This is a genomic window from Lysinibacillus sp. EB106-09-02-XG168 (assembly GCF_058791475.1).
Genome location: NZ_JBYTDN010000003.1, coordinates 2,384,828 through 2,408,356 on the forward strand (window position 1 = coordinate 2,384,828; position 23,529 = coordinate 2,408,356).

The 23,529-nt window shown below is 34.3% G+C and carries 21 protein-coding genes; 17 read left to right on the forward strand and 4 right to left on the reverse strand.

Features of this window, described 5'->3' with window-relative positions; all coding sequences use genetic code 11:
- Nucleotides 1-28: 28 nt before the first annotated feature.
- The 5 genes from AC3WSO_RS12585 to scpC all read left to right on the forward strand — a co-directional run bounded on the left by AC3WSO_RS12585 (nt 29) and on the right by scpC (nt 6,058).
- A complete protein-coding gene (locus AC3WSO_RS12585; RefSeq protein WP_492531197.1) occupies nt 29-1,390 on the forward strand; it encodes a sensor histidine kinase in 1,362 nt (453 codons plus the stop codon).
- Nucleotides 1,391-1,408: 18 nt separating this feature from the next.
- Entirely contained in the window at nt 1,409-2,080 is a 672-nt protein-coding gene (locus AC3WSO_RS12590; RefSeq protein WP_492531198.1) for a response regulator transcription factor, read from the forward strand.
- A 186-nt stretch (nt 2,081-2,266) separates the two neighbouring features.
- Nucleotides 2,267-3,790, forward strand: coding sequence for a multicopper oxidase family protein (locus tag AC3WSO_RS12595; RefSeq protein WP_492531199.1), 1,524 nt, complete (start codon nt 2,267-2,269; stop codon nt 3,788-3,790).
- A 263-nt stretch (nt 3,791-4,053) separates the two neighbouring features.
- Nucleotides 4,054-4,689: an HD domain-containing protein gene (locus AC3WSO_RS12600; protein WP_492531201.1), complete on the forward strand. Its 636-nt coding sequence runs from the start codon at nt 4,054-4,056 to the stop codon at nt 4,687-4,689.
- A 31-nt stretch (nt 4,690-4,720) separates the two neighbouring features.
- Nucleotides 4,721-6,058, forward strand: a complete 1,338-nt coding sequence (scpC, locus tag AC3WSO_RS12605; RefSeq protein ID WP_492531203.1) for a succinyl-CoA:acetate CoA-transferase ScpC — start codon at nt 4,721-4,723, stop codon at nt 6,056-6,058.
- A gap of 88 nt (nt 6,059-6,146) precedes the next feature.
- On the opposite strand, the gene AC3WSO_RS12610 is transcribed toward scpC, so the two are convergent.
- On the reverse strand, nt 6,147-7,097 hold the full coding sequence (locus AC3WSO_RS12610; protein ID WP_492531204.1) for a LysR family transcriptional regulator: 951 nt from the start codon (nt 7,095-7,097) through the stop codon (nt 6,147-6,149).
- Between the two features lie 390 nt (nt 7,098-7,487).
- On the opposite strand from AC3WSO_RS12610, the gene AC3WSO_RS12615 reads away from it, so the two are divergent.
- From AC3WSO_RS12615 to AC3WSO_RS12625, 3 genes are all read left to right on the forward strand, one after another.
- Nucleotides 7,488-8,954 carry a thiol-activated cytolysin family protein gene (locus AC3WSO_RS12615; RefSeq protein ID WP_492534343.1) on the forward strand — a complete coding sequence of 489 codons (1,467 nt, stop codon included), beginning with the start codon at nt 7,488-7,490 and terminating at the stop codon, nt 8,952-8,954.
- A 248-nt stretch (nt 8,955-9,202) separates the two neighbouring features.
- Nucleotides 9,203-9,661: a hypothetical protein gene (locus tag AC3WSO_RS12620; RefSeq protein ID WP_492531206.1), complete on the forward strand. Its 459-nt coding sequence runs from the start codon at nt 9,203-9,205 to the stop codon at nt 9,659-9,661.
- A 236-nt stretch (nt 9,662-9,897) separates the two neighbouring features.
- Nucleotides 9,898-10,458 carry a histidine phosphatase family protein gene (locus AC3WSO_RS12625; RefSeq protein ID WP_492531207.1) on the forward strand — a complete coding sequence of 187 codons (561 nt, stop codon included), beginning with the start codon at nt 9,898-9,900 and terminating at the stop codon, nt 10,456-10,458.
- 296 nt (nt 10,459-10,754) lie between these two features.
- Here AC3WSO_RS12625 and AC3WSO_RS12630 read toward each other — a convergent pair whose 3' ends face one another.
- Nucleotides 10,755-11,105: a GNAT family N-acetyltransferase gene (locus AC3WSO_RS12630; RefSeq protein WP_492531209.1), complete on the reverse strand. Its 351-nt coding sequence runs from the start codon at nt 11,103-11,105 to the stop codon at nt 10,755-10,757.
- Between the two features lie 591 nt (nt 11,106-11,696).
- On the opposite strand from AC3WSO_RS12630, the gene AC3WSO_RS12635 reads away from it, so the two are divergent.
- Nucleotides 11,697-12,602 (forward strand): cation diffusion facilitator family transporter, encoded by a 906-nt coding sequence (locus tag AC3WSO_RS12635; RefSeq protein ID WP_492531210.1) that lies wholly within the window; start codon nt 11,697-11,699, stop codon nt 12,600-12,602.
- A gap of 722 nt (nt 12,603-13,324) precedes the next feature.
- Here AC3WSO_RS12635 and AC3WSO_RS12640 read toward each other — a convergent pair.
- Nucleotides 13,325-13,708: a hypothetical protein gene (locus tag AC3WSO_RS12640; RefSeq protein ID WP_492531211.1), complete on the reverse strand. Its 384-nt coding sequence runs from the start codon at nt 13,706-13,708 to the stop codon at nt 13,325-13,327.
- A 1,438-nt stretch (nt 13,709-15,146) separates the two neighbouring features.
- On the reverse strand, nt 15,147-15,356 hold the full coding sequence (locus AC3WSO_RS12645; protein ID WP_492531212.1) for an RNA polymerase subunit sigma: 210 nt from the start codon (nt 15,354-15,356) through the stop codon (nt 15,147-15,149).
- Nucleotides 15,357-15,980: 624 nt separating this feature from the next.
- Between AC3WSO_RS12645 and AC3WSO_RS12650 the strand changes: the two genes are divergently transcribed.
- The 8 genes from AC3WSO_RS12650 (at nt 15,981) to AC3WSO_RS12685 (ending at nt 23,441) form a co-directional block, all read left to right on the forward strand.
- Entirely contained in the window at nt 15,981-16,301 is a 321-nt protein-coding gene (locus AC3WSO_RS12650) for an ArsR/SmtB family transcription factor (protein WP_492531214.1), read from the forward strand.
- A complete protein-coding gene (gene arsB, locus AC3WSO_RS12655) occupies nt 16,301-17,359 on the forward strand; it encodes an ACR3 family arsenite efflux transporter (RefSeq protein WP_492531216.1) in 1,059 nt (352 codons plus the stop codon). The genes AC3WSO_RS12650 and arsB overlap by 1 nt, the downstream gene beginning before the upstream one ends.
- 182 nt (nt 17,360-17,541) lie before the next feature.
- Nucleotides 17,542-18,897: an NAD(P)-binding domain-containing protein gene (locus AC3WSO_RS12660; RefSeq protein WP_492531218.1), complete on the forward strand. Its 1,356-nt coding sequence runs from the start codon at nt 17,542-17,544 to the stop codon at nt 18,895-18,897.
- 58 nt (nt 18,898-18,955) lie between these two features.
- Nucleotides 18,956-19,129, forward strand: coding sequence for a hypothetical protein (locus tag AC3WSO_RS12665; protein ID WP_492531219.1), 174 nt, complete (start codon nt 18,956-18,958; stop codon nt 19,127-19,129).
- Entirely contained in the window at nt 19,095-19,451 is a 357-nt protein-coding gene (locus AC3WSO_RS12670; protein WP_492531220.1) for a GNAT family N-acetyltransferase, read from the forward strand. Before AC3WSO_RS12665 ends, AC3WSO_RS12670 begins: the two co-directional genes overlap by 35 nt.
- A 59-nt stretch (nt 19,452-19,510) precedes the next feature.
- Nucleotides 19,511-20,266 (forward strand): class I SAM-dependent methyltransferase, encoded by a 756-nt coding sequence (locus AC3WSO_RS12675; RefSeq protein ID WP_492531222.1) that lies wholly within the window; start codon nt 19,511-19,513, stop codon nt 20,264-20,266.
- A gap of 764 nt (nt 20,267-21,030) precedes the next feature.
- A complete protein-coding gene (locus AC3WSO_RS12680; protein ID WP_492531223.1) occupies nt 21,031-21,630 on the forward strand; it encodes a nitroreductase family protein in 600 nt (199 codons plus the stop codon).
- A gap of 365 nt (nt 21,631-21,995) precedes the next feature.
- On the forward strand, nt 21,996-23,441 hold the full coding sequence (locus AC3WSO_RS12685) for a GMC oxidoreductase (RefSeq protein WP_492531225.1): 1,446 nt from the start codon (nt 21,996-21,998) through the stop codon (nt 23,439-23,441).
- The last annotated feature ends 88 nt before the right edge of the window (nt 23,442-23,529 follow it).

Sequence of the window (23,529 nt, forward strand, 5' to 3'; positions counted from 1 at the left end):
GTTGAGGTAAGGAGGCGCATGCAATAAGATGAATAAAATCTCTACTAAATTAGCAGCTAGTTTTTTTGTTGTCGTGCTAATTATGGAATTATTTCTAATGTTTTACCTACATCGAAATATTATTAAGTCGAAAGTTGAAGAAGAACTAGCCAGTTTATTAGCAAATGGAGAAAATCATAGAGATGTATTACTCGAGAATTATTCAGAAATGACTATAAAACATATCGAGTTAATGGAAAAGAATAAAGATCGAGAAGTCATAATCACAAATAAAAATGGGCATATAATAGGTCGTTCCACTTTAAATAACACAATAGTAGAAGAATATATGCCTTTAGTAAAAAATCTAAGTAAAACAAAGGATCAAATACTAGTAGCAGACTGGCGAAACTCTCCGTATATAGTCAGCGCGCACCCTTATAAAATAAATAAAAATCAATCTGGTTATGTTATCATGTTTCAAAGTACAAGTGCTATCAAAGAAATGGTTCATAATTTAAATAAACACTTTTTTATATCTGGTATTACTAGTATTGTCGTTCTTCTTGCTATATACGCATTATTATCGAAAGTTCTAACGAGACCATTGATCCGTATGCAAGCGGCTACTGAAAAATTAAGTCATGGCGACTTTAATGTAAGTCTCGCTGATGTAGGACAAGACGAACTTGGTGAGTTAGCAAGTTCGATTCAGAAGTTAGCCGATGATTTAGAAAGATTACAAAAAGAAAGAAATGAATTTCTGGCATCAATAGCGCACGAATTAAGCACACCTTTAACCTATTTAATAGGGTATTCAAAAGTAGCCATGAGAGAAAATTTGAACGAAAATGATCGAAAACACTATCTTGAAATTATTACTGAAGAGTCAAATCGAATGAAAGAGCTTGTAAAAAACTTATTGGAATTAGCAAAAATGGATCAAAACACTTTTAGTGTGTCAAAGGAATATTTTACTGCACATCTATTTCTAGATAATATATGTAAACGAGTTGCACCTTCTTTTGACATGAATAACATAAAGTTAATTCTTGTTTGTGAAGAGGATTTTGAAATATACGCAGATTGTATAAGGCTGGAGCAAATCATGCTAAATTTATTAGATAATGCTATGAAGTATTCAGATAAAAACACGAGAGTTGTAGTAGAAGCAATGAAACAAGAAGAAAGAACCGTAATAAACGTAATTGATGAAGGGATCGGTATTCCTTCAGACGACCTGGAATTGATTTTCGAAAAATTATACAGAGTGGAAAAATCACGTTCGCGAACTTTTGGGGGTTCAGGAATAGGACTTGCTGTAGTTAAAGAACTAGTCGAGGCCCATGGCGGTACAATTAAAGTGAAAAGCAATTTAGGCGAAGGCAGTACATTTACAATCACAATATAGAAGGGGATAGGAATATACATGAAAACAATTTTATTAGTTGATGATGAACTAAGAATGTTGGATTTAGTAGAATTATTTCTATTGCCATATGGTTTTAATTGCATAAAGGAAACAAGTGGCATAAACGCAATTGAGCTCGTAAAGAAAGAAGACATAGCCCTTATCATCTTAGATGTTATGATGCCCGGAATGGATGGATGGGACGTTTGTGAAGCAATCCGCGAATTCTCAAATGTTCCGATTATTATGCTAACGGCACGATCCGATAAAATAGATCTAGCAAAGGGTCTAAATACAGGAGCGGATGATTATATTTCGAAGCCTTTTGATGAACGAGAATTAGTTGCAAGAGTAAATGCGCTACTACGTCGAACTTATCGTGATGAGAATAAAATTATTAGTTACAAAGATTTTATGTTAGATATAGAAACGTACTCCTTACACTATCATGATTTATCTATTCAACTGACGTTAAAAGAATTTAATATTATAAAAACTTTAATTTCCCGACCATCTAAAACGTATACTAGAGAAGAATTATTACGTTCTGCATGGGAATATGATACAGATATCGATACACGAACAATAGACTCTCATATTCGAAATTTAAGAGAAAAATTAGTGAATGCTGGTTTTCCGAGTGATAATTTTATTAATACCGTTTGGGGAATCGGATATAAATGGGGCTAATGAAGCGTAATGTATTATAAAGTAATATTAATTAGATGTCCAAAGTCAATTTTGACTTGGATATCTTTTTTTATTGTCCAAAGAGGAGCCATCGTGATGTTTTTCGAGTATCATCTTGTAACTCCATAATTTCTTCATATTTATTTGTTACAGTTACTTTGTATTGAAATGCAAGGAGGAAATATGATGAAGCCTAAATTTTTGATTACTTCTCTACTAGTGAGTAGTGTGATCATTGGGGGATGTAGTGCTAGTAGTTCAAAATCTGATGAAACGATGGACCATTCCAAGATGACAAAAGAAGAAATGTCGAATATGGAGGGGATGGATCATTCAAATATGTCGGGAAAAAATATGGAAACAATGAATGGACATGAGAGCCATACGAATCCATTAACATTAAATCATTCGACTGGAGAAAATGAACTGGCTCTTCCGCCTTTACTAGAAGCAAAAAATGGTATTTTTACTATTACTGCACAACAAGGAACAAGTGAAATTTTCAAAGGCATTAACACCGAAACATATGGCTATAATGGCTCGTATTTAGGTCCTGTCATTAAAATAAATGAAGGTCAAAAAGTAACGTTTAAAACAAACAATCAACTATCAGAGCCAACGACATTTCATTGGCATGGTGTAGATATTCCAGGAGAAGGAGACGGAGGTCCACATCATCTATTACAGCCTGGAGATACGAAAAATGTGAAGTTTACTGTAAAACAAGGAGCATCGACATTATGGTTCCATCCTCATCCTGTAGGAGCGACTGCGGAACAAGTATATAAAGGTTTAGCAGGATTAATATACGTAGAAGATGAACATTCTAAAAAACTAGGCTTACCAAGTGAATATGGTGTGAATGATTTCCCTTTAGTATTCCAAGATAGAAAATTTGACGATAATAAACAATTAAATTTTAAAGCTGCAATGAATGAGGATGGTACTATAGGTGATACTTTGTTAATAAACGGCACAGTTAATCCTAAGCTAACAGTTGGCAAAGAAAAGGTCCGTTTACGTTTATTAAACGGTTCAAATGCCCGAAACTATACATTTAAATTAAATACAGGAGATTCATTTCAACAAATAGCTACTGATGGTGGCTTTGTAAATAAACCAATTTCGATGAATGAACTATCATTAACGCCAGGCGAACGTGCAGAAATTATAATTGATTTTTCAACATACAATGTGTCAACGGATATAGTATTAATGAATGAAGAAGACACTAAATTACTATCATTTAATATCGTCGATAAAAAATCAGCAACATCTAGTAATTCTCCAAAAAACTTAAATAATTATGTAGTAACCGATGAAGAAAGAAAATTGCCTGTTTCTAAAAAGCTGGAACTTTTCGGAATGGGAAAGATGGTCACTATTAATAATAAACAATTTGATATGAATCGAATCGACTTTACGCAAAAACAAGGAGTGACTGAAATATGGGAAATTTATAATAAACCAGATATGATGGGCGGCATGACACATCCATTCCATATACATGGTACTCAGTTTAAAGTTCTCTCCATCGATGGTAAAGAACCTCCGACAAACGAATATGGTTGGAAAGATACTGTCGCAATAGATGCTGGAGAAACAGTAAGATTAGCTGTGAAATTTAATAACAAAGGCATTTACATGTTCCACTGTCATATTCTTGAGCATGAAGAAAATGGTATGATGGGGCAAGTTAAAGTGGAATAGTGATCAATGATATAAAATATGTACTTTACGACAAAATCTGCCCATTTCAATAGTTCTGTTTGAATCCTCATTATATGGTGGATTACAGTTAGAAGTCCTCTACAAAATAATCTGTAGAGGACTTTTTAATTATAGAAATAATCTATGAGAGTAATTATAGAAAATATCTATGGTTATTATAGAAATTATAGAATTGATATATAGTAATTGGATTCTTATAATTTTTTTAAGCAATAGTTATTTTTAATGGGGAGGTAATACGGATGACAAATATTGCTGGAATTAAAATACCTGACAGCCGTTTGACATTGGAAGCTCAGGAAATTTTAAAAGAACATGGTTCAGAATTACTTTGGAATCACTCAAATCGTGTTTATTTGTTTGGGGCTCTACAAGGTAAAAAATCGCAGCGGAAATATGATGAAGAGCTGCTATATGTAAGTGCTTTGTTTCATGATTTAGGTTTAACAAAACAATTCAGTAGCCTAGATAAACGATTTGAGGTGGATGGTGCAAATGCTGCACGTCAATTTCTAGCACACCATCATATTGATGATGACTCAATACAACTTGTTTGGGATGCAATCGCACTACATACTACAATCGGTGTAGCTGAGCATAAAGAAAATGAAGTCGCTTTGCTATATGCCGGGGTAGGTCTTGATGTAATGGGAGACGGTTATCATGATTTAACGAATGAAGAACGAAATGAAATTATAAATGCTTTCCCACGTAACCAATTTAAACAAAAAATTTTGCCAGCATTTTTTGAAGGATTTAAACATAAACCCGAAACAACATTTGGCAATATTAAATCTGATGTTTGTGCATTGTTCATTCCAAATTATAAACCTAAGAACTTTTGTGACTGTGTCTTGCACTCATCTTGGTCTGAATAAAAATTGATAGTAGATAAGGGGATTCATATATATGTTAAAACTAGCACATAAGAAAATTCGTCATGTTGCATTACAAGATAAAATTATATCAGCGCAAGAAGCGGCTTCTTTGATTAAAAATGGAATGTTATTAGGAATGAGTGGTTTTACAAGGGCTGGCGATGCAAAAATAGTACCACTAGCGCTAGTAGAAAAAGCAAAAATGGAAAAATTCCAAGTTGATGTTTATACAGGAGCTTCACTTGGTCCAGAGGTAGATCAACAGATGGCTGAAGCTGGGATTATTCGTAAGCGAGCACCTTATCAAGGTGATCCAGCTATCCGTCGTATGATTAATAGTGGAGAAGTGCTGTATACAGATGCGCATGTTTCGCATCCTGACTCTCTAGAGGGAATCCATGATATTTATGTCCCTAATGTACAAGGGAAGAGAGATCCTATTCCTTTAAATAGTGCAGGTGAGCGAATTGGAACAGTTGGTATTCCATTAGATATTAGTAAGGTACGTGGCATCGTGCTATCTGAAAAAACAGATGCTCCATCAACAATTGTACAGCCAGATGAGGAAACCGCTAAAATGGCAGAGCATTTACTCAATTTTTTACGTGATGAAGTTAAGGCTGGTCGTTTAACAAAAACATTAGCACCTATTCAATCAGGCGTTGGATCCGTGGCAAATGCGGTTTTAAATGGTTTTTTAGAATCAGAGTTTGAGGATTTAGAAATATATTCAGAGGTATTACAGGATGCCGTATTTGAATTAATAGATGCAGGAAAAGTGAAATCCGCTTCTGGTACGTCCATTACACTATCACAGGAACGTGGTGAGCAAGTTTATAGTCAGCTAGATAAGTATAGAGATTGTTTAATTTTACGACCTCAAGAAATATCCAATCATCCAGAAATTATTCGCCGATTAGGATTAATTTCAGTTAACACAGCACTTGAGGTTGATATTTACGGAAATGTAAACTCAACACATGTTTCTGGTTCAAAAATGATGAATGGCATTGGAGGATCCGGTGATTTCGCCCGTAATGCATGTTTAGGAATATTCGTCACAAAATCCTATGCGAAAGGTGGAAATATCTCAAGTATTGTACCTATGGTATCTCACGTAGACCATACAGAGCATGATGTGGACGTCATTGTTACAGAATTCGGGGTAGCCGATTTACGTGGTTTAGCACCAAAAGAACGCGTGCCTTTGTTAATTAATAATTGTGCACATCCTGATTATCGTCCCCAATTGTGGGCGTATTATAATGCTGCTGTTGAGAAGACTGGTAATCATCACACACCTCATTTATTAGAAGAGGCGCTATCTTGGCATGTTCATCTAGAGAAAGCTAAGACAATGAAAAAATAAGGCAATGTTGACTAGGCATAGTGTTTAGTTAGTAGAAAAATAGAATCCACTAATCACAGCCATAGTATTACTGTGATTAGTGGATTTCTTATTGAGATTTTATCAATGATTGAATCAATAGTTGACTTTTTTCTGAACTTGAAAAGTCAGCTTTTTCAAGTTCATCAACCATTAAACGAATAAAAGCTTTCGCCGCAAAATTAATGAATTTATCTTTTCTATATAGAAGTACAATTTCTCGCGTTAATGGTGGGTTATAGATCGGTTGCTCACAAATAGTATTTGTTTTATATAGGTTACACAGCGTTTTCGAAATAATTGTTGCCCCGACATTTTGTTCAACTAGTTTAAAAATAGCTTGAATACTAGCTGTCTCTATTTTAGGTTTCACATTAAGCTTTTCTTTGCGCGCAGCACTATCAATTACTTTTCTACATTGATGGATAGTTGGAAATAATATAAGTGGAAGCTCTAAAACATCTTGCAATGCTATTTTTTCAGATGCTAATAGTGGATGCGCGCTATGCGCAACGAATAGTAATTCTTCAGTAAACAATGGAATTATTTGAAGCTGCTCATCCTCATAATCAATGTACTCTTGTTTATAGGAAATCGCAAAATCTATTTTATTGTCTTTGAACTGTTTTAATAAATCATCTGTGCTATTTATACAGATTTGTAAATCTGGATATTCAAGGTGATAGTCTAACAAATAGTCCGACACTAAATTGGTTAATTCACCAGGTAAAGTACCTATCACTAATTTCCCTGCCTTTAATTCTTTCAGTTCAATTATCTGATTGCTTGTATTATCTATTGCTCGAAATATATGGGTACATTGTTCATGCAATATTTTGCCTGCTTCTGTAATCGCTATTTTTTTCCCTAGACGATCGAATAGTGGAATGCCCAGTTCATTTTCTAATACTTTAATTTGATGGCTAAGCGTCGGTTGAGAAATATTCAATTTTTCGGCAGCCTTTGTAAAATGAAGCTCATTACACAGTGCTAAAAAGTATTCTAGCTGTCGTATCTCCATATACGTACCTTCTTTAATAAAATTATTTCTTATATTATAACATTATTCTTATAGAGACCCTTATATTTCATTAAAGAATTAATATCAAAATTAGTTATGTGTTATGTGTAAAGGTAGCTTTGACATCTACGAGCATGACAATGTAGATTTATTAAAGCTTGTAGAGGGAGAATTTTTTGAATATGTATTTATTTAAACATTAAAGTCAACAACTTATATATGCCATATTAACTATTCGTTGGTTATTCACAAGCAACCATGTAACTAAACTACTATATTCGACTGAAATAATTCTGTGGTATAATTTCCTAAAAAAGGAGTGATTTTTTGGGAAATCGAAATCAATTTAACGTAATAAAATTTCTAGTAGGCTTAGCTGTTATTTTATGCATGATTAATTATCCGGTTATTACCTTTGCTGAAACACTTGACATCCATCCTAGTGAAAAAAGCAAATCGAATGACATCGATTCGGGTATAGCTAACTTGAACTACAATAACAACGAGGTTTTAGCTTTGAAAGGAGAGAAGATTGATAGTTTCGTTCCAAGAGAAGGCATGAACACAAATGATAAATTTATTGTGGTGGAACGTAATAAAAAATCACTTACAACCTCACCAGTGGATATTTCAATTATCGATTCTATGGCAAATCGTACTTATCCAGGAGCATTACAACTTGCAAATCAAGCTTTTGTAGACAATCAACCTAGTTTATTAGTGGCGAAAAGAAAACCACTAAATATAAGTATAGATTTACCTGGCATGAAAAGAGAAAATACTACGACCGTGGATAATCCTACATATGGTAATGTTTCTGGTGCTGTAGATGAGCTAGTATCTACTTGGAGTGAAAAATATTCAACAACTCATACTTTACCTGCAAGACTACAATATTCAGAGTCTATGGTTTATAGCAAATCTCAAATAGCAAGTACGCTAAATGTGAACGCCAAAGTTCTTGATAATTCATTAGGAATTGACTTTAATGCAATTGCTAATGGAGAGAAAAAAGTGATGGTTGCGGCATATAAACAAATATTTTATACCGTAAGTGCAGAACTACCTAACAATCCATCAGATCTTTTTGATGACAGTGTGTCTTTTGAAGAGTTAACGCGTAAAGGGGTAAGTAATGATGCTCCTCCCGTTATGGTGTCAAATGTAGCATATGGCAGAACAATTTATGTAAAATTAGAAACAAGCTCTAAGAGCAAGGATGTACAAGCTGCCTTTAAAGCCTTACTGAATAATGTGAATACGAATGTAGAAACTAGTGGACAGTATAAAGATATTTTTGAAGAAAGTTCCTTTACTGCTGTAGTATTAGGTGGAGATTCTCAACAGCATAATCAAGTTGTCTCAAAAGACTTTAATGATATCAGAAAAATAATTAAAGATAATGCAGAATTTAGTCTTAAAAATCCAGCATACCCAATATCATATACAAGTGTTTTCTTAAAGGACAATTCTATTGCTGCTGTTCATAACAATACAGATTATATCGAGACAACATCTACAGAATACTCTAAAGGCAGCATCATCCTTGATCATTATGGTGCATATGTAGCTCAATTTGAAGTAGCATGGGATGAATTTTCATACGATGAAAATGGCGAAGAAGTGCTATCCCATAAAACTTGGAATGGAAACTGGAAAGACAAAACAGCTCATTTCTCTACTGTAATACCACTACCGCCTAACTCAAAAAATATAAGAATTTATGCGAGAGAATGTACAGGTCTCGCATGGGATTGGTGGAGAACAATTATTGACGAATACAATGTTCCATTATCAAAAGAAATAAAAGTTTCAATTGGAGGAACTACATTACACCCAACAGGTACTATTAATTAGGTACTATCACAATCCAATCTAAGCTAGGGCTTGAAGCGGGTAAATACGATCATGCATCCTGGTTAAACAAACGGCTGAGACTCTTGTTATACAAGAACTCAGCCGTTTCTATTTTCACAAACATTTCTCCGAATAGAAAGCACAGGAGCGAGTGTTGTAGGAAGAAACCTTATCCTTGCAGCATAATATGGATATTGTTTTGTAACTTAGTTTAAACGAGTTCGTCGAATGGTAAGGGGGGGATGTGCATGAAGAAATATTTTTTATATGTAGTAGCTCTTTTAGGACTTACTTTTATAACGGGGTGTTCAAATACTGATGGATTGTCGGGAGAAAAGCCTCCTAAAGCCTTTATAGAGATTGAAAATGAAAAATTCGAAACTACACTCGGTACTTATTGTTGGCAAAATGGATGCGTTGATACTGCTGGACCAGTTGAACTTTTAGAAGGCCAAAAGCCTATAAAAGTTAAATCAGGTGAAACCATAACGCTTGTATTGGACTATGAAACAAAACCGAATGAATTTCATGTTGCGCAAATAAGTGGTAATAAGGAAACTGAGGTCGTGGTCAAAGACAATCGTTTTACTGCACCTACACAACGTGGCGTGTATTATTATTCTTATGGCGTTTGGTGGATGGATGAAAAGGAAGCGAATGTATCTAATGGGGACGCTTTCTTTGCCTTTGTTTTAGAAGTAGAATAGCTATTACATTATAAAGCGCGATACGAATCAACTACAGGTGAAAAAGTTGTGATTATGAATGGGGGAAGCGATGATCTCGAAGCGGTATGGTAATTAAATTACTGAAGAACTATTAAGCCACCCCCATTTAAAGGAAAGTATTAAACATGCGAATGCGTTGATTCAAATTCATTTGTCATTACTGCTTTAAATTAATCATAGCAGTAAAGTAGTTATACATAAATGGAGGGCTTTGTATGAAAAAAAGGATATATATTGTAAGACATTGTGAGGCACAGGGGCAACCAGCGGAGTCACAACTTACGGAAAAAGGATTAATACAAGCAAACTATTTATCTGAATTTTTATCAAAAAGTGAAATTGATCGAATTATTTCAAGTCCTTTTTTACGTGCAATTCAGACAGTAGAACCGATTAGCGAGGAAACAAACATAGACATAGAGATTGATGAACGTTTATCAGAACGTACACTAAGTACTGCGGATTTACCTGATTGGCTTGAAAAACTTAAAGCAACATTCAATGATTTGGAGTTGAAATTTCAAGGTGGAGAATCAAGTAAAGAAGCTATGAACCGAATAGTAACAGTTGTAGATGAAGTTTTTAAAAGTGAATATGAAAACACAATGATCGTTACTCATGGAAATTTAATGTCTCTACTGCTAAAGAATTATGATAACAGCTTTGATTTTGATTGCTGGAAGAGACTTAGTAATCCTGATGTGTTTGTATTATATTACACAAAGAATGAAATAAATATGGAACGTTTATGGAAAGAAGAACTAATAGAAAAATAGTAAAATTTCTTAAATAAGAGGGCAATTTTAAGGATGTCTCCACTCACCAAAGTTTAATACAAAAAAAGCAGATTTATTCTCCCCGTTTTGTAGAGTAACTCTGCTTTTAGTTTTTACAGCAACGATCTTTGGGAAAGACTGTTTTCTCAAATTTCAACTAATCACCGCTAGTTTAACAGTTTCTTTAAATCAATTCTTGTATACGTTTTATTATAGGTCGTACCATCATCATTATAAAATACGGCTTTTTTCAAATATGTGTTAGAGATAGGTTCATATCCGTGTTGGCTAATTAACTATATCATTTTGGGATTTTCTATTGGGTCGACACTCACAAATATCTCAGAATAACCTAGACTCTTTGCAATATTTTCTCTATACCTAATTAAATCTGAACCTATACCATTACCCCGATAATACTCTTTTACATATAAGTCACTTAGTTTAGGAATCAAAGTACCATTTATTTTAAGAACTCCAAAACCAAATATAAGTGAATCTTGTACAGCAATTGCCAAATATACTTCCCTTTTTGCAAATTGCTTTAAATACTTTGTGAATAAATCTTTATTATTTCTAATATCACATAAACCCGATAAGTCGTTTTCATTCGCTAATCTTATTATGTAGTTCATTGTTACTTCCACTTCCTTATTCTTCTATCAGAGTAACTATAGCTTTCGAACCGCTTTTCTTTTCTGTTCGATTTTTCGAAATACCCAAGAAATCATCGTTAGTACAAAATAAAGTATGACAAAATTAAGAATTACACTATTTTCACTTTTGCTCACTATATAAACGTATAGCCCTACCATCAAAGCAAAAATTAGTGGCTTGTACATTGAATTCATAATCAATCCACCTTTTCTTAATACTTAATAAATCATGTTACATATCGATATGTAATAAATTAGCATATTGCATATAAAATTGGAATGGATAATTTTTTCGAATGCAATGGAGCCAATGCAATAAGTGAACGACTTTATAGGGCTCATCTAGTTCGGTGAAATGTCTATTTTCGTGAAACCTTTAATTTGATTAATCTTGGTCTGAGGCAACTTATTTTTACGCTCGAATTTTATTTAGTAATGGTAAAAAAGGTTGCTGTAGACCCACTCGATATTCGTCTGATATCATAGTTGAGTATTAATTGAAGGAAGAAGAGTAAAGAGTATTTGAGGAGTATTCTTCCCGGATTTTTTTATGGTTAAAACTCTTACTCGGAGGAGATATAAATGGTTAGTGAGAGAGAACAAATTAGCAAAAAGGTTGCATGGATTGCACTTATATCCAACGTAATTCTTATGGTAGGTAAAATCTTCTTTGGTCTTTTTGGGGGTAGTGAGGCTGTTTTTGCAGATGGGATTCACTCTGGAGCAGATGTAGTTGCTTCGATTGCTGTGCTAGCAGTAGTCGGTATTTCTAATAAACCACCTGATAAGGATCATCCCTTTGGGCATGGTAAGGCGGAGGTTATTAGTGAAGCGATCGTTGGAATTATTTTAATATTAGTTGCACTATATATTTTAGTAGAAGCAATTTTAGGATTTTTTGAAAAACCTAGCGTACCACAATACAGTGCTTTAATTGCAGCTATTATTTCTTACATAGCGAAAGAAATACTATATAGATACTCCATAAAACAGGGCAAAAAGTGGAATAGTAAGGCGATTATAGCGATTGCTTTAGATCATAAGGGTGATATTGTTGCATCACTTGCTGCATCCATTGGCGTCCTCTTAGCGATAATAGGAAATGCCATTGGGTGGACATTCTTATTATACGCCGACGCTATTGCAAGTGCTTTAGTAGCTTATTTTATTTTTAGAATCGCAATGGAATTAGTTAAACCTTCCGTTGACGTTTTAATGGAAAAAAGTGTGGATCAGGAACTTTTAGATGAATATGAAGCTACTATTCATGAATTTAATCAAGTGCAACGAATAGACAAAATTCGCGCAAGAGAACACGGTCACTATAAGCTTCTCGACATCCGTCTATCCCTTAATCATGATTTAACAATTAAACAAGGTCATGATATAGCTCGTGACATAAAAAATTCGATATTAAAAAAATACCCTGATGTAGGGGAAGTCCTTATCCATGTAAATCCTTACTATATGGAACCTAATCAAGAGTAGTATTACCGAGTTGCACAGCTTGAACTGGTGACGCTACTATCTATGCAGCTATTGCTTGTTTTACAGCTTAAATAACCGTTTCATTCAGTAACTAAGAAATTTATTTTGAAAAAACAAGAGGCCTTCAATATAAGGTTTCTTATTGTTTTTTCTTTGCATATTGACCAAGAGAGCTATGGATTTGTTCCGTGTATCTAAAAAAAGAGTGTCTTCAAAGTTCAACTTTGAAACACTCTTTTTTTGCGATATTCAATGTAAGGTAGAAACCAATAACTTTACAAGGTGTCTTTGCCGGGATTATCGTAGGTGTCACGATTGTAGGTAGGCAAGCAGCTACAGGTGCCCATCTAAGTAAGCTGTTTCCAAGCTGGTCATCCTATATTCAAGATATCAACATCGGTTTCCTTGCATTGAGTGTTAATATTTTAGTAAGTGTAACTGTTCAAAATGAGTAACTACCCACAAGTAAATGACTAAAATAAATGGTCTAGCTAGATAATTGGGGACTTTCCAATACTAGTTTATGCCAACATCACAAAAAATAAAGAAATGTAATTATTGCAATTTCTCATTAAGTAAGAAACATGTAGTAGCCATATTGGAAAGCTGCTTTCATACAGCGTGGAGCCATTATAAATGGTACTTTTTTCTCACAGTAGGAAGGTGCGTATGGGTTGTTTTCAAGTTTTCCAAATAGACTTGATCAAGTTTTTAGAAGTAATTTATTTTTGTTCTTGATAATTAATGGCCTCTTTAAATTCTTTAGTAGTGTAGATATTATAAAACATATTTCTACTATTTACGTTTGCTATTGTCCCTGTAAAAGTATTGTCTATCCATAAATAGTAGTCATCATCATTTATTTTGATCTTATATTGCGGAACTACTTTGTTATCTACTTCACCAAATTCTCTAGCTTTTTTAAACGTTTTCTCTATAATCTTAATATCCTTCGCATCGGATATTAACTGTAATGTGTCGGGTTTTTCTTCTTCGAAATTAATTAATTCTTGAATTTCTATCGTTTTTATTGTTTCTTCATTACCGTTACAAGCCACTAACCACATAGAACAAATAATCAAAAACAATATTGTTTTTATTTTCACCTTATCTTCACCTTATCTTCACCTCTTATATTACTAATGCTTCCCTTATAAGTACTTCTTCTCATTGTAAGAAAACACCTGCTTTATCCGACAATTTAAAATACTACTTACCTAAAATCAAGGAGCAACAACCTATATTAAAAGAGCTACTAAATAGTTCTTCTTAATTTTATTAAGTTGCTTCATCAAATACTTCATTCAGAATATTCTTTTCAATGTTTTTTGCTTTCGTTTATGATGTAATTGATGGACAGTAGTAGTTTGCTTAATTTTTTATCTGTATGAAAATACGTAGTTAGAGACTACTTAAGAATAGTTTAGCTCCAAGTTGTTCCCTCGAAGTATTTGAAGATAAAAAAATCTCAACAGGTCCCGTTTATTTTATGTATCAAATTGGAACCCAAGGATACATCATTTTGAAATTAAGCCTACGATAAAAAATATAAATCACCTCAAAACGGACAAATTATATATTTATTGGAGATCGGCACATTGGCAAATGAAAAGCAGTAAGAAGAATGAATGCTACCATAATTTTCGGGTTGTGGTACATCACAAAAAGCCATAACGCGGTCGTTATAGCTTTAGATATTACACGAATAACAATATAGACATTATTATTTTTGTACATTAGCTGTGAAGGAGAAAAATTATGTATTTGCGGGATAGCGCAGTGCATTAACAACTTGGGGCGATGCAAGTAACAGATTGCTATCCCAAAACAAGTGTATGTACTTCTATTTAAAAACATTACAACTATGAAAATGTAAGAAATGAAATTCGAGCTTTTTCCTTAAAAAGTAATGGTCAAAATTAAAAAAGGCCACTTCCTAAAAAGGAAGTGACCAATACTAATCCTAATTTTATATTTACACCTTTGTGCATTTAAAGATTCGCCATCTGTTTTTAACTTGAAAAACTCCTTATGATCAATGTGATACAAATTATAACCAATAGGATTATAGTTATAATAATTGTAAGAAGTCCTCTAACAATAGTAGTTAAATTTTTTACATTCTTTAACCCGTAGTTGGCAAGGAAAAAAGTTATTATGGTTGCTACTAATAAAAAAATCAAGGGATCTACGTGAAAGTAAGATACAAAAAATAGTGTGAATTGAGAAGAGTTAATTGTGATAAAGAATACTATTAACCAGCATAACGACAGTATGAATGACAATAAATTTAGATGTATTACTGTGTATTCCTCCTTTTAGTATAAAGTGAATAGAAGAGGAAAAAGTGTATGACAATTAATGTGTTCATAAGGAAGACAGACACCAAGTTAGACTGCTTTATCTTAATACTACTATTTATATGATTTAAAAACTAAGGTTGGATAGTTCATGGCCTTAAGAAATGAAAAAAGAGTGACTATACTATCCCCCTCTTTAATCCTGTGTTATATAAAGAAAAACATGAAGCAGAATATACATAATCTATTCCGCTTCATGTTTTTCGCTTTTTTCCATTTCATCTTTTTTACTTCTAAGTAACAATACAATAAATAAAAAACTTGCTACCCAAAAGGAAAAGAAAAAATTTTCAAGCAAAGCCAAATTATTATTTTTGAAATAATCCCAAACTGTTGTTAATAAAAACATTGTTACAAAAAAACTGATATATAAGCATTTTCCGAATGTAGTCAATGAAAGCACCTCGATATGTAATAAAAGTAAATCAAAATATAAATTGTAGCTGTAGAAAATAACTTTTAAAGGGTCACTGGGGTGGAGTGACCCTAAGTAACAAATGGGGAGGTCGTGACGGTCAACTAGCGCCACAACCTAAGTGCGTGCGATACACTTAATAATAATGTGTGCAAATTTAAGTTTTCTATACATAAAAGCCGCAGCGTTGTCACACGCTACAGCTCAGAATCGGTTTAAGCTCTTCTTATAAGGTTGTTCGTATGAGTAGTATCATACAAAGGTAGGCAGAAATTTGATCGATCTTGCTTGTCATAAATTTAGCTGTCGCATTGCTCCCGCGCAGATAAACAATGCGCTCAGAATAAGCTTTGTGCTTAAGCCTTCTAAAAGATTTACATATCCAACACAGTATTAAAATAATGTTCCAATATTAGTAATGTTGGCGTATAAGCTATACATTAGAATTGGAACAAATAAAAAAATTATTTCCATACTATTGCAATTAAAGAAAAGGAAGCATAATATAAGTGTATAGTTATATATTAATTTATCACCTATACTTATCTGGGGATTTTATTTTAAATTAAATATAAGCAAATGATTATATAAGGAGACAATTAAATGGAAAACACACTAATTGAAAAACAATTAAAGGCAGCAGCTGATCTGAACCGTATTAAATTATTGGCATGCATGAAAAATGGGGAGGTTTGTGTATGTGATTTTGTAGATGTTCTAGGGATTTCACAGCCAGCAGTTAGTCAGCATCTCAGAAAATTAAAGGAAGCTGGTATTATTACTGAACGAAAAGTTGGTACATGGAAACATTATCGTTTAGTAGAGGAACAGACGCCACTTATGATGGGGATTTTAGAACAAATTGAGCCATTAAATGGATGCAATTGTGGCTCTGACTGTACAAACATAGGGGAGGAAATTTAGTGGATAATGAATCTTTAACAAAACAGCTTTCGTTTTTAGATCGTTACCTTACTCTTTGGATTTTTGTTGCGATGGGTATTGGCGTTCTATTCAGTATTACGATGCCTAATATAGGCAAAGTATTAGAATCCATGTCGGTTGGTACAACATCCATACCGATTGCTATAGGGCTAATTGTGATGATGTATCCGCCACTGGCAAAAGTAAAATATGAAGAAATGTGGCGTGTGTTTAAGGATTGGAAAGTTCTTTTACTATCACTTTTTCAAAACTGGTTACTTGGACCGTTCTTAATGTTCTTTTTAGCCATTATTTTCTTGCATGATTATCCAGAGTATATGGCTGGACTTATTATGATTGGTTTAGCACGATGTATAGCAATGGTAATCGTGTGGAATGATTTAGCGCGTGGAGATCGGGAATATGTAGCAGGTCTAGTTGCCTTTAATTCTATTTTTCAAATCGTAACTTATTCAGTTTTTGCCTACTTTTTCTTAAATGTATTACCTGGTTGGTTTGGCTTAGAAAATTTTAATGTATCTATTTCTATGTGGGAAATTACGAAAAGCGTCTTTATTTACTTAGGTATTCCATTTGCTGCTGGATTCCTAACACGATTAATAGGTATGAAAACAAAAGGGAAACAGTGGTATGAGGAAAAGTTCTTACCAAAAATTTCACCACTTACGTTAATAGCACTTCTGTTCACAATTGTAATGATGTTTGCATTAAAGGGTGAGAAATTAGTGGAATTACCACTTGATGTAGTGCGAATTGCAATTCCATTATTAATTTACTTTGTAATAATGTTTGCGGTTTCATTCTTTTCTTCCCGTAAAGTAGGTGCATCTTATCCAGTAACAGCAGCCCTTTCATTTACAGCGGCTAGTAACAACTTTGAGTTGGCAATTGCAGTAGCTGTAGGTGTTTTTGGGCTTCATAGTGGCGTGGCGTTTGCCGCTGTTATTGGTCCTCTTGTCGAAGTACCTGTACTCATTGGACTTGTATGGGTTGCCCTACGATGGCAGAAGAAATATTATAAAACCATTCAATTATAGAGCCAGTACTAGCTAATTCAGAGGTAAAAACACATTTGAGAAAAAATGTGCGAGATTGAAGCATGTTAACTGCATCAGAAAGTTTAAATAAAACTGCGTCTAGCTTAAAGCTAGACGTAAAAAATACACATTATATAAGAATATGCTTATATTAAAATTTTATAGAGAAGAAGGGTTTATTTATGAATACACTTAAAATCATTAAGCAAAATGATTCTTGTTGTACTACTGCAACTAACATCGTGGCACAAGAGGCTTTTAGTGATTTAAATAAGGATTTACCTATTGTAATAATTGGTGCTGGTCCAATTGGGTTAGCTGCAGCAGCCCATTTAGTACAACAAAAGCAGTCTTTTATTTTACTAGAGGCTGGGAGTGAAATAGCTCATAATATTCGAACTTGGGGTCATGTTACACTGTTTTCTCCATGGCGATATAACATCAATAAAGCTGCTAAAGCCTTACTTGAGGAAACTAATTGGCAAGAACCTGACCTAGAAACATTACCGACTGGACATGAATTAATTGAGCTCTATTTAAAACCTTTAGCAGAGTTAGCACAAATAAAACCTTTCATTCATCTAGAATCAAAAGTAGTAGCCGTTTCACGTCAATTGAATGATAAGATGAAATCAAAAAATCGTGTAAATCAGTCCTTTAAAATATATATTGAAACGGAAGATGACATAAATATCATTGAGGCTAAAGCTGTTATTGATGCAACAGGTACATGGGGGAACCCAAATCCAGCAAATTCGACAGGTGTTTGGCTGCAAAATGAAAAAGCATTAGCAGGTCACATTGAGTATGGTATTCCAGATATCCAAACGAATACTAAGAGATATGCAAACAAGAAGGTCGCTGTTATTGGAGGAGGTCATTCAGCTATCAATACTTTATTATCTTTGGTTGCCATACAAAAAGAGCACCCTTCAACGAAACTTGTCTGGATTATGCGTAAAAAATCTGTTGAAGAAGTATATGGTGGGGAAGAAGAAGATGCCTTGAAAGCACGTGGAGGTCTAGGTATACGCATTCATGAATTAGTAGATGCAGGTAAGATTGAAGTAATGACACCATTTCATATTTCAATGGTGAAAAAAGATGAAAAAATAAATATTGTTGGTACTTCAAATGGAGAACAAACTGTATTAACTGGATTCGATGAGCTCATTGTAAATGCAGGGAATCGACCGGATTATTCAATAAACAGCGAACTACGTCTTTCCATTGATAATGCAACAGAGAGTGTGCAAGCATTAGCATCACTAATTGATCCTAATATCCATAGCTGTGGTACAGTACGAGCACATGGAGAAGAAATACTACGACAACCAGAAAAAGGTTTCTATATTGTCGGAGCAAAGAGTTATGGTCGTGCACCAACATTTTTAATGGCAACAGGTTATGAACAAGTCCGATCAATAACTGCCTATTTAGCAGGCAATCTGGAAGCTTCGCAACGTGTGGAATTAGAGCTACCTGAAACAGGCGTATGTAGTAGTAATATTTCCAACCAATCAAATACATGTTGTTAATTATTCGACTGTTAGCGAGAGCTAGCAATCCTTTTCTAAATAATGGGGAGGAAATTGAATGGAAACATTATTTGTTCGGAAAATGGAACTTAACGATTTAAAAAAGGTATTAAACATCTATAAAGAAGGAATCGAAACAGGGATGGCCACCTTTGAAACAAATGCACCAAGTGAACAAGTATGGAATGAAGGACATCATGGCAACTTTGCGCTTTGTAGCAGAAGAACATAATAGAGTTATCGGTTGGATTGCCGTCTCACCTGTCTCTACACGCCCTGTATATTCTGGAGTTGGGGAAGTAAGTGTTTATATATCAAATGATAGTAAAGGAAAAGGTATTGCCTCCGAGCTATTTGAAACACTATTTAAGGAGAGTGAAAATGCAGGTATTTGGACGCTTCAATCATCAATTTTTGCCATTAATACAGCAAGTATTCAGTTACATAAAAAGATGGGTTTTATAAAAGTGGGTACAAGAGAAAAAATTGCTCAATTACATGGGCAATGGCACGATACCGTTATAATGGAAAAAAGAAGTACTGAGATTATATAATTAAGGTATGGACCCTTTAGAAAATAGCTAATGAGAATCGTGTGGAAGAAGGTAATAATGTGAATCCAACAGGAAATTTTACCGACAAGGCTGATATATATGCGAAATATCGCCCAAGTTATCCTAATGAATATATTGATTATTTGTTTTCAGCTAACCAACTGAAAGAGGATCGGATTGTGGCCGATATCGGTTCAGGTACAGGGATATTTAGCCGCCAGCTACTTGAAAGAGGTATAAATGTTATTGGAGTTGAGCCAAATGATGACATGAGAAAGATGGCTGAGCAATCGTTAAAACTATATTCTCGTTTTAAATCAATAAAAGCAACTGCTGAACATACCACTTTAAAAGAGAATAGTGTGGATTTAGTAACTGTTGCCCAGGCATTTCATTGGTTTGATAAAAAAGCGTTCAAAAACGAATGTCAACGGATTTTAAAACAAAAGGCAAATGTTGCTCTTGTTTGGAATAGCAGAGATTTAGCTAGTCCGATTATTAAAGCAAATGCAGAAATTTGCCAAAAGACCTGTTTAAATTTCAAAGGATTTAGCGGTGGAATAGAGGAAACTCCAGAAGTATTTAACAGCTTTTTTAAGGATGGAAAATATGAGGTAAAAAAGTATCAAAATGAATTGATTTTTGATTATGAAGGTTTTTTAGGGAGGAACTTGTCAGCGTCCTATGCTCCAAAAAAAGATGACGAAGAGTATAAACGTTTTGTTTTTCTCCTGTCAGAGTTATTCGAAAAATATAGTAAGGACGGAAATATTGTTCTCCCAAACATAACGCGAAGCTATCTAGGCAATATCTAAACATCCGAGTGAAGTATTTTACATTCAAAATTTTTTAACCCCGTCCTAAATTTAGAACGGGGTTATGTTTAATTACAATGCTTGTTTTGAGATAAATCAGTTCATCAATATGCCAAAAGGAGGTAGAAATAGGGATAATCACTAATCACCTGCATTTTCTACCTCTCTTAAGTTCATCATAAAAGAAATTTCCCCATCATTTGATTGATGCAAAAAAGGATCACTGTTGAAAGTGATCCAAATAAACAATTGAGGGAGGATGTGACGGTCAACCAACGCCACAACCAAAATAAGTGCGTGCGATACACTCAATACTAATGTGTGCAAATTTAGCTTACATATACGTCTGCTTATTGGACATTCCATTTAGCAATTCAAATTGAAAGGTCTAGCTTTACTGTTGCTCTCTCCGGTTTAGTTGTCGAACATAATCTATAACATTGATCTTTTTATCAATCTTTACTAAAAATTATTGAATTTTATTTTTAATTCACAGATAGTTGAATACTCTATTGTTTGTTTGGAAAACATATTTTAAGAACACTAATTATGTACTGGAGAATAAACATAGTCGAAATGATAAAAGAACATACGAATGGCGGTTCTCATTAAGACTTAACTTACAGGTGTTCCTGTTGAAGTCCGATGAGGTTTTAGGTATAAAACAGCCATTTGAAAATTCTAATTTTGTAAGTAAAAATCTCTACGCGACTAGTGCAATGTGTGTTGAAAAATAATTTCAGTAAATTTGGAGGAAGAGAATTATGACAAAAGATTTTTACACTACACTTAAAGAAAGACGTACTTACTACGGAATTAATAAAGAGGTAAAAATATCAGATGAAAGAATTAAAGAAATTGTAGAATTTGCTGTGAAACATACGCCGTCAGCATTCAACTCTCAAACTGCACGTATTGTTGTATTATCAGGTGAGGCACATAATAAGCTATGGGACATTACAACTGAAACGTTAAGAAAAGTAGTTGGAGATAGTGATTTTTCAGGAACTCAACAAAAAATGGATTCCTTTAAAGCAGGTTATGGCACAGTATTATACTTAGAAGATGATGCTATAGTTAAATCGCTTCAAGAGCAATTTGCTGCATATGCTGAGAACTTTCCGATTTGGTCAAATCAAGCATCAGGTATGCATCAATTAGTTGTGTGGGCAGGATTGGAAGCAGAAGGATTAGGAGCTTCTTTACAACATTATAATCCACTAATTGATGATGAAGTGAAAAAAGAATGGAATATTCCTGATAATTGGAAGCTTATTGCGCAAATGCCTTTTGGAAATCCTACGGGAACACCAGGTGAAAAAGAATTCCAACCACTTGAAGAGCGAATAAAATTTTACAAGTAATTTATGTATTCGTTATAACCAAACTAGTACCTTTACGGAACTGGTTTTTTCATGAAGAAAATCCCTATAGATACAGTTGCATAAATAAAAACTGGCATTGGAACAAAACAGGCATATAAACCTTTTCCAATGTCTTTTTTATTTTACTAAAGGGAAGAAAATACTTTCATTTCTAAAGTAAAATTGCATTGCTTTAAAAAAACTAAATACCAAATAATGAAATATGTATATTTTATTTGGCATAAAATCTGGTTTGAACTAAATTTTTATTCAAACTTTTTTTGAAAGCTCCAAAATGGTGATATCAAAATACCAAAAGTCATAACCTTAAATGTCAAAGACTAACGCGAAAGGACGTGGCTATTATGTGGGTTTATCCAAATAATTGGATCCCAACTAAATCACTGGAGCAAATGGCCAATACGAACTATGATGTTCTAATCGTCGGAAGTGGTGCAGGTGGAGGGGCAACGCTTTACCGTTTATGCGAAATGTGGAAGAATCAAGGGGCTAAGCGAATCGGTATTTTAGAGAAAGGGACGAAGCTATTTCATTCACATGCGCTGAATATCCCCACTATGAATGTCGATCGAATGCGCGACCAGCTATGGCCTGACAATTCAACTCCAGTAGGAGAAAATTTACCAGAATTCTCAGGTGCTAGATTAACATTCGCACTTGGTGGAAGGACATTATTTTGGAATGCTGCCTGTCCGAGACCTGCGCAGTTTCAACTTCAAAATTGGCCTGTTCATCCAGATGAATTAGATGTATATTTCAGAATGGCAGAACGTGTCTTGAATTGTACAACGACCTATGCAGATGGTTCTTCAATGCAACGGATTCTTATGAATCGGCTTCACGCTGGTGGTATTTTAGAAGCCACGAATATGCCTCTTGCCATTGATATGAGAGGACCGCGCATGGGGGAAATTCACTCTAACGCATGGTTTAGTTCAATCAAATTTCTTGCTTATGCCTTAAATGATAAACCATTTGATCTTGCGCTAAATGCTTATACGACGCGAGTTTTGGTTCAGAACGGAAGAACTGTTGGGGTAAATGTTGTATCAACACAAGACAAAAAAACTTACACTATTCGTGCAAAAAATGTAGTTGTTTCTGCAAGTACATTAGAGACACCTCGAATTTTGCTAAATTCCGGGATTAGTGGTCCAGCTATAGGTCGCTATTTAACTAATCATTCATTTGTATTAGGTACGGGAAAAATAAGTCGCAGGCAGTTCTCAGATAATATCGGTAATTTAGCCATTTTGAAACGTGAAACAAGAGAATTCCCTTATCAAATACAAATATTAGGTCCTAATCAATATTTTTCTTACCAACAGTTTGAAGATAAAGTACTTCCAGATCAAGTTAGTGTTGTCTATGCAACTTTCGGTTTGGTAGAGCCTCGGAGAGAGAACAGGATTTTCTTAGATCCTAACCAACGGGATGAATATGGTGTTCCTCTGGGGCAAGTTGATTTTTCTTATAGCGAAAGGGATAGGGTTGTTATTAATCAAATGCGTGAGGGAATCATTCGATCTGCTGAGGCGATGGGAGTTACATTAGATGGTGAGCCTACCTTAATGCCGCCGGGAAGTGACGTGCATGAATCCTGTACATGTCGAATGGGTACCGATCCATCTATTTCGGCAACAAATCTCTATGGAGAAATCCATGGTGTTTCAGGTCTGTATGTAGCAGACAACAGTGTTATACCTTTTCTTGCTGCGGCAAACCCGACAAACTCAACGGTTGCACTTGCGATACGGATGGCAGATAATATCATTCGAAGAAATCCGTAATGGGGGGAGCGCTGACATTTCGCAGTTATCAATACTATAAAAAGTCAGTAGTATTTAAAGTATTCTAAAAGCCGGCAGGGAAGGGTTA

Coding starts and splice junctions, on each gene's coding strand:
- AC3WSO_RS12585 (WP_492531197.1), top strand. CDS start 29: ATGAATAAAATCTCTACTAAATTAGCAGCTAGTTTTTTTGTTGTCGTG.
- AC3WSO_RS12590 (WP_492531198.1), top strand. CDS start 1,409: ATGAAAACAATTTTATTAGTTGATGATGAACTAAGAATGTTGGATTTA.
- AC3WSO_RS12595 (WP_492531199.1), top strand. CDS start 2,267: ATGAAGCCTAAATTTTTGATTACTTCTCTACTAGTGAGTAGTGTGATC.
- AC3WSO_RS12600 (WP_492531201.1), top strand. CDS start 4,054: ATGACAAATATTGCTGGAATTAAAATACCTGACAGCCGTTTGACATTG.
- scpC (WP_492531203.1), top strand. CDS start 4,721: ATGTTAAAACTAGCACATAAGAAAATTCGTCATGTTGCATTACAAGAT.
- AC3WSO_RS12610 (WP_492531204.1), bottom strand. CDS start 7,097: ATGGAGATACGACAGCTAGAATACTTTTTAGCACTGTGTAATGAGCTT.
- AC3WSO_RS12615 (WP_492534343.1), top strand. CDS start 7,488: ATGATTAATTATCCGGTTATTACCTTTGCTGAAACACTTGACATCCAT.
- AC3WSO_RS12620 (WP_492531206.1), top strand. CDS start 9,203: ATGAAGAAATATTTTTTATATGTAGTAGCTCTTTTAGGACTTACTTTT.
- AC3WSO_RS12625 (WP_492531207.1), top strand. CDS start 9,898: ATGAAAAAAAGGATATATATTGTAAGACATTGTGAGGCACAGGGGCAA.
- AC3WSO_RS12635 (WP_492531210.1), top strand. CDS start 11,697: ATGGTTAGTGAGAGAGAACAAATTAGCAAAAAGGTTGCATGGATTGCA.
- AC3WSO_RS12650 (WP_492531214.1), top strand. CDS start 15,981: ATGGAAAACACACTAATTGAAAAACAATTAAAGGCAGCAGCTGATCTG.
- AC3WSO_RS12660 (WP_492531218.1), top strand. CDS start 17,542: ATGAATACACTTAAAATCATTAAGCAAAATGATTCTTGTTGTACTACT.
- AC3WSO_RS12665 (WP_492531219.1), top strand. CDS start 18,956: ATGGAAACATTATTTGTTCGGAAAATGGAACTTAACGATTTAAAAAAG.
- AC3WSO_RS12670 (WP_492531220.1), top strand. CDS start 19,095: ATGGCAACTTTGCGCTTTGTAGCAGAAGAACATAATAGAGTTATCGGT.
- AC3WSO_RS12680 (WP_492531223.1), top strand. CDS start 21,031: ATGACAAAAGATTTTTACACTACACTTAAAGAAAGACGTACTTACTAC.
- AC3WSO_RS12685 (WP_492531225.1), top strand. CDS start 21,996: ATGTGGGTTTATCCAAATAATTGGATCCCAACTAAATCACTGGAGCAA.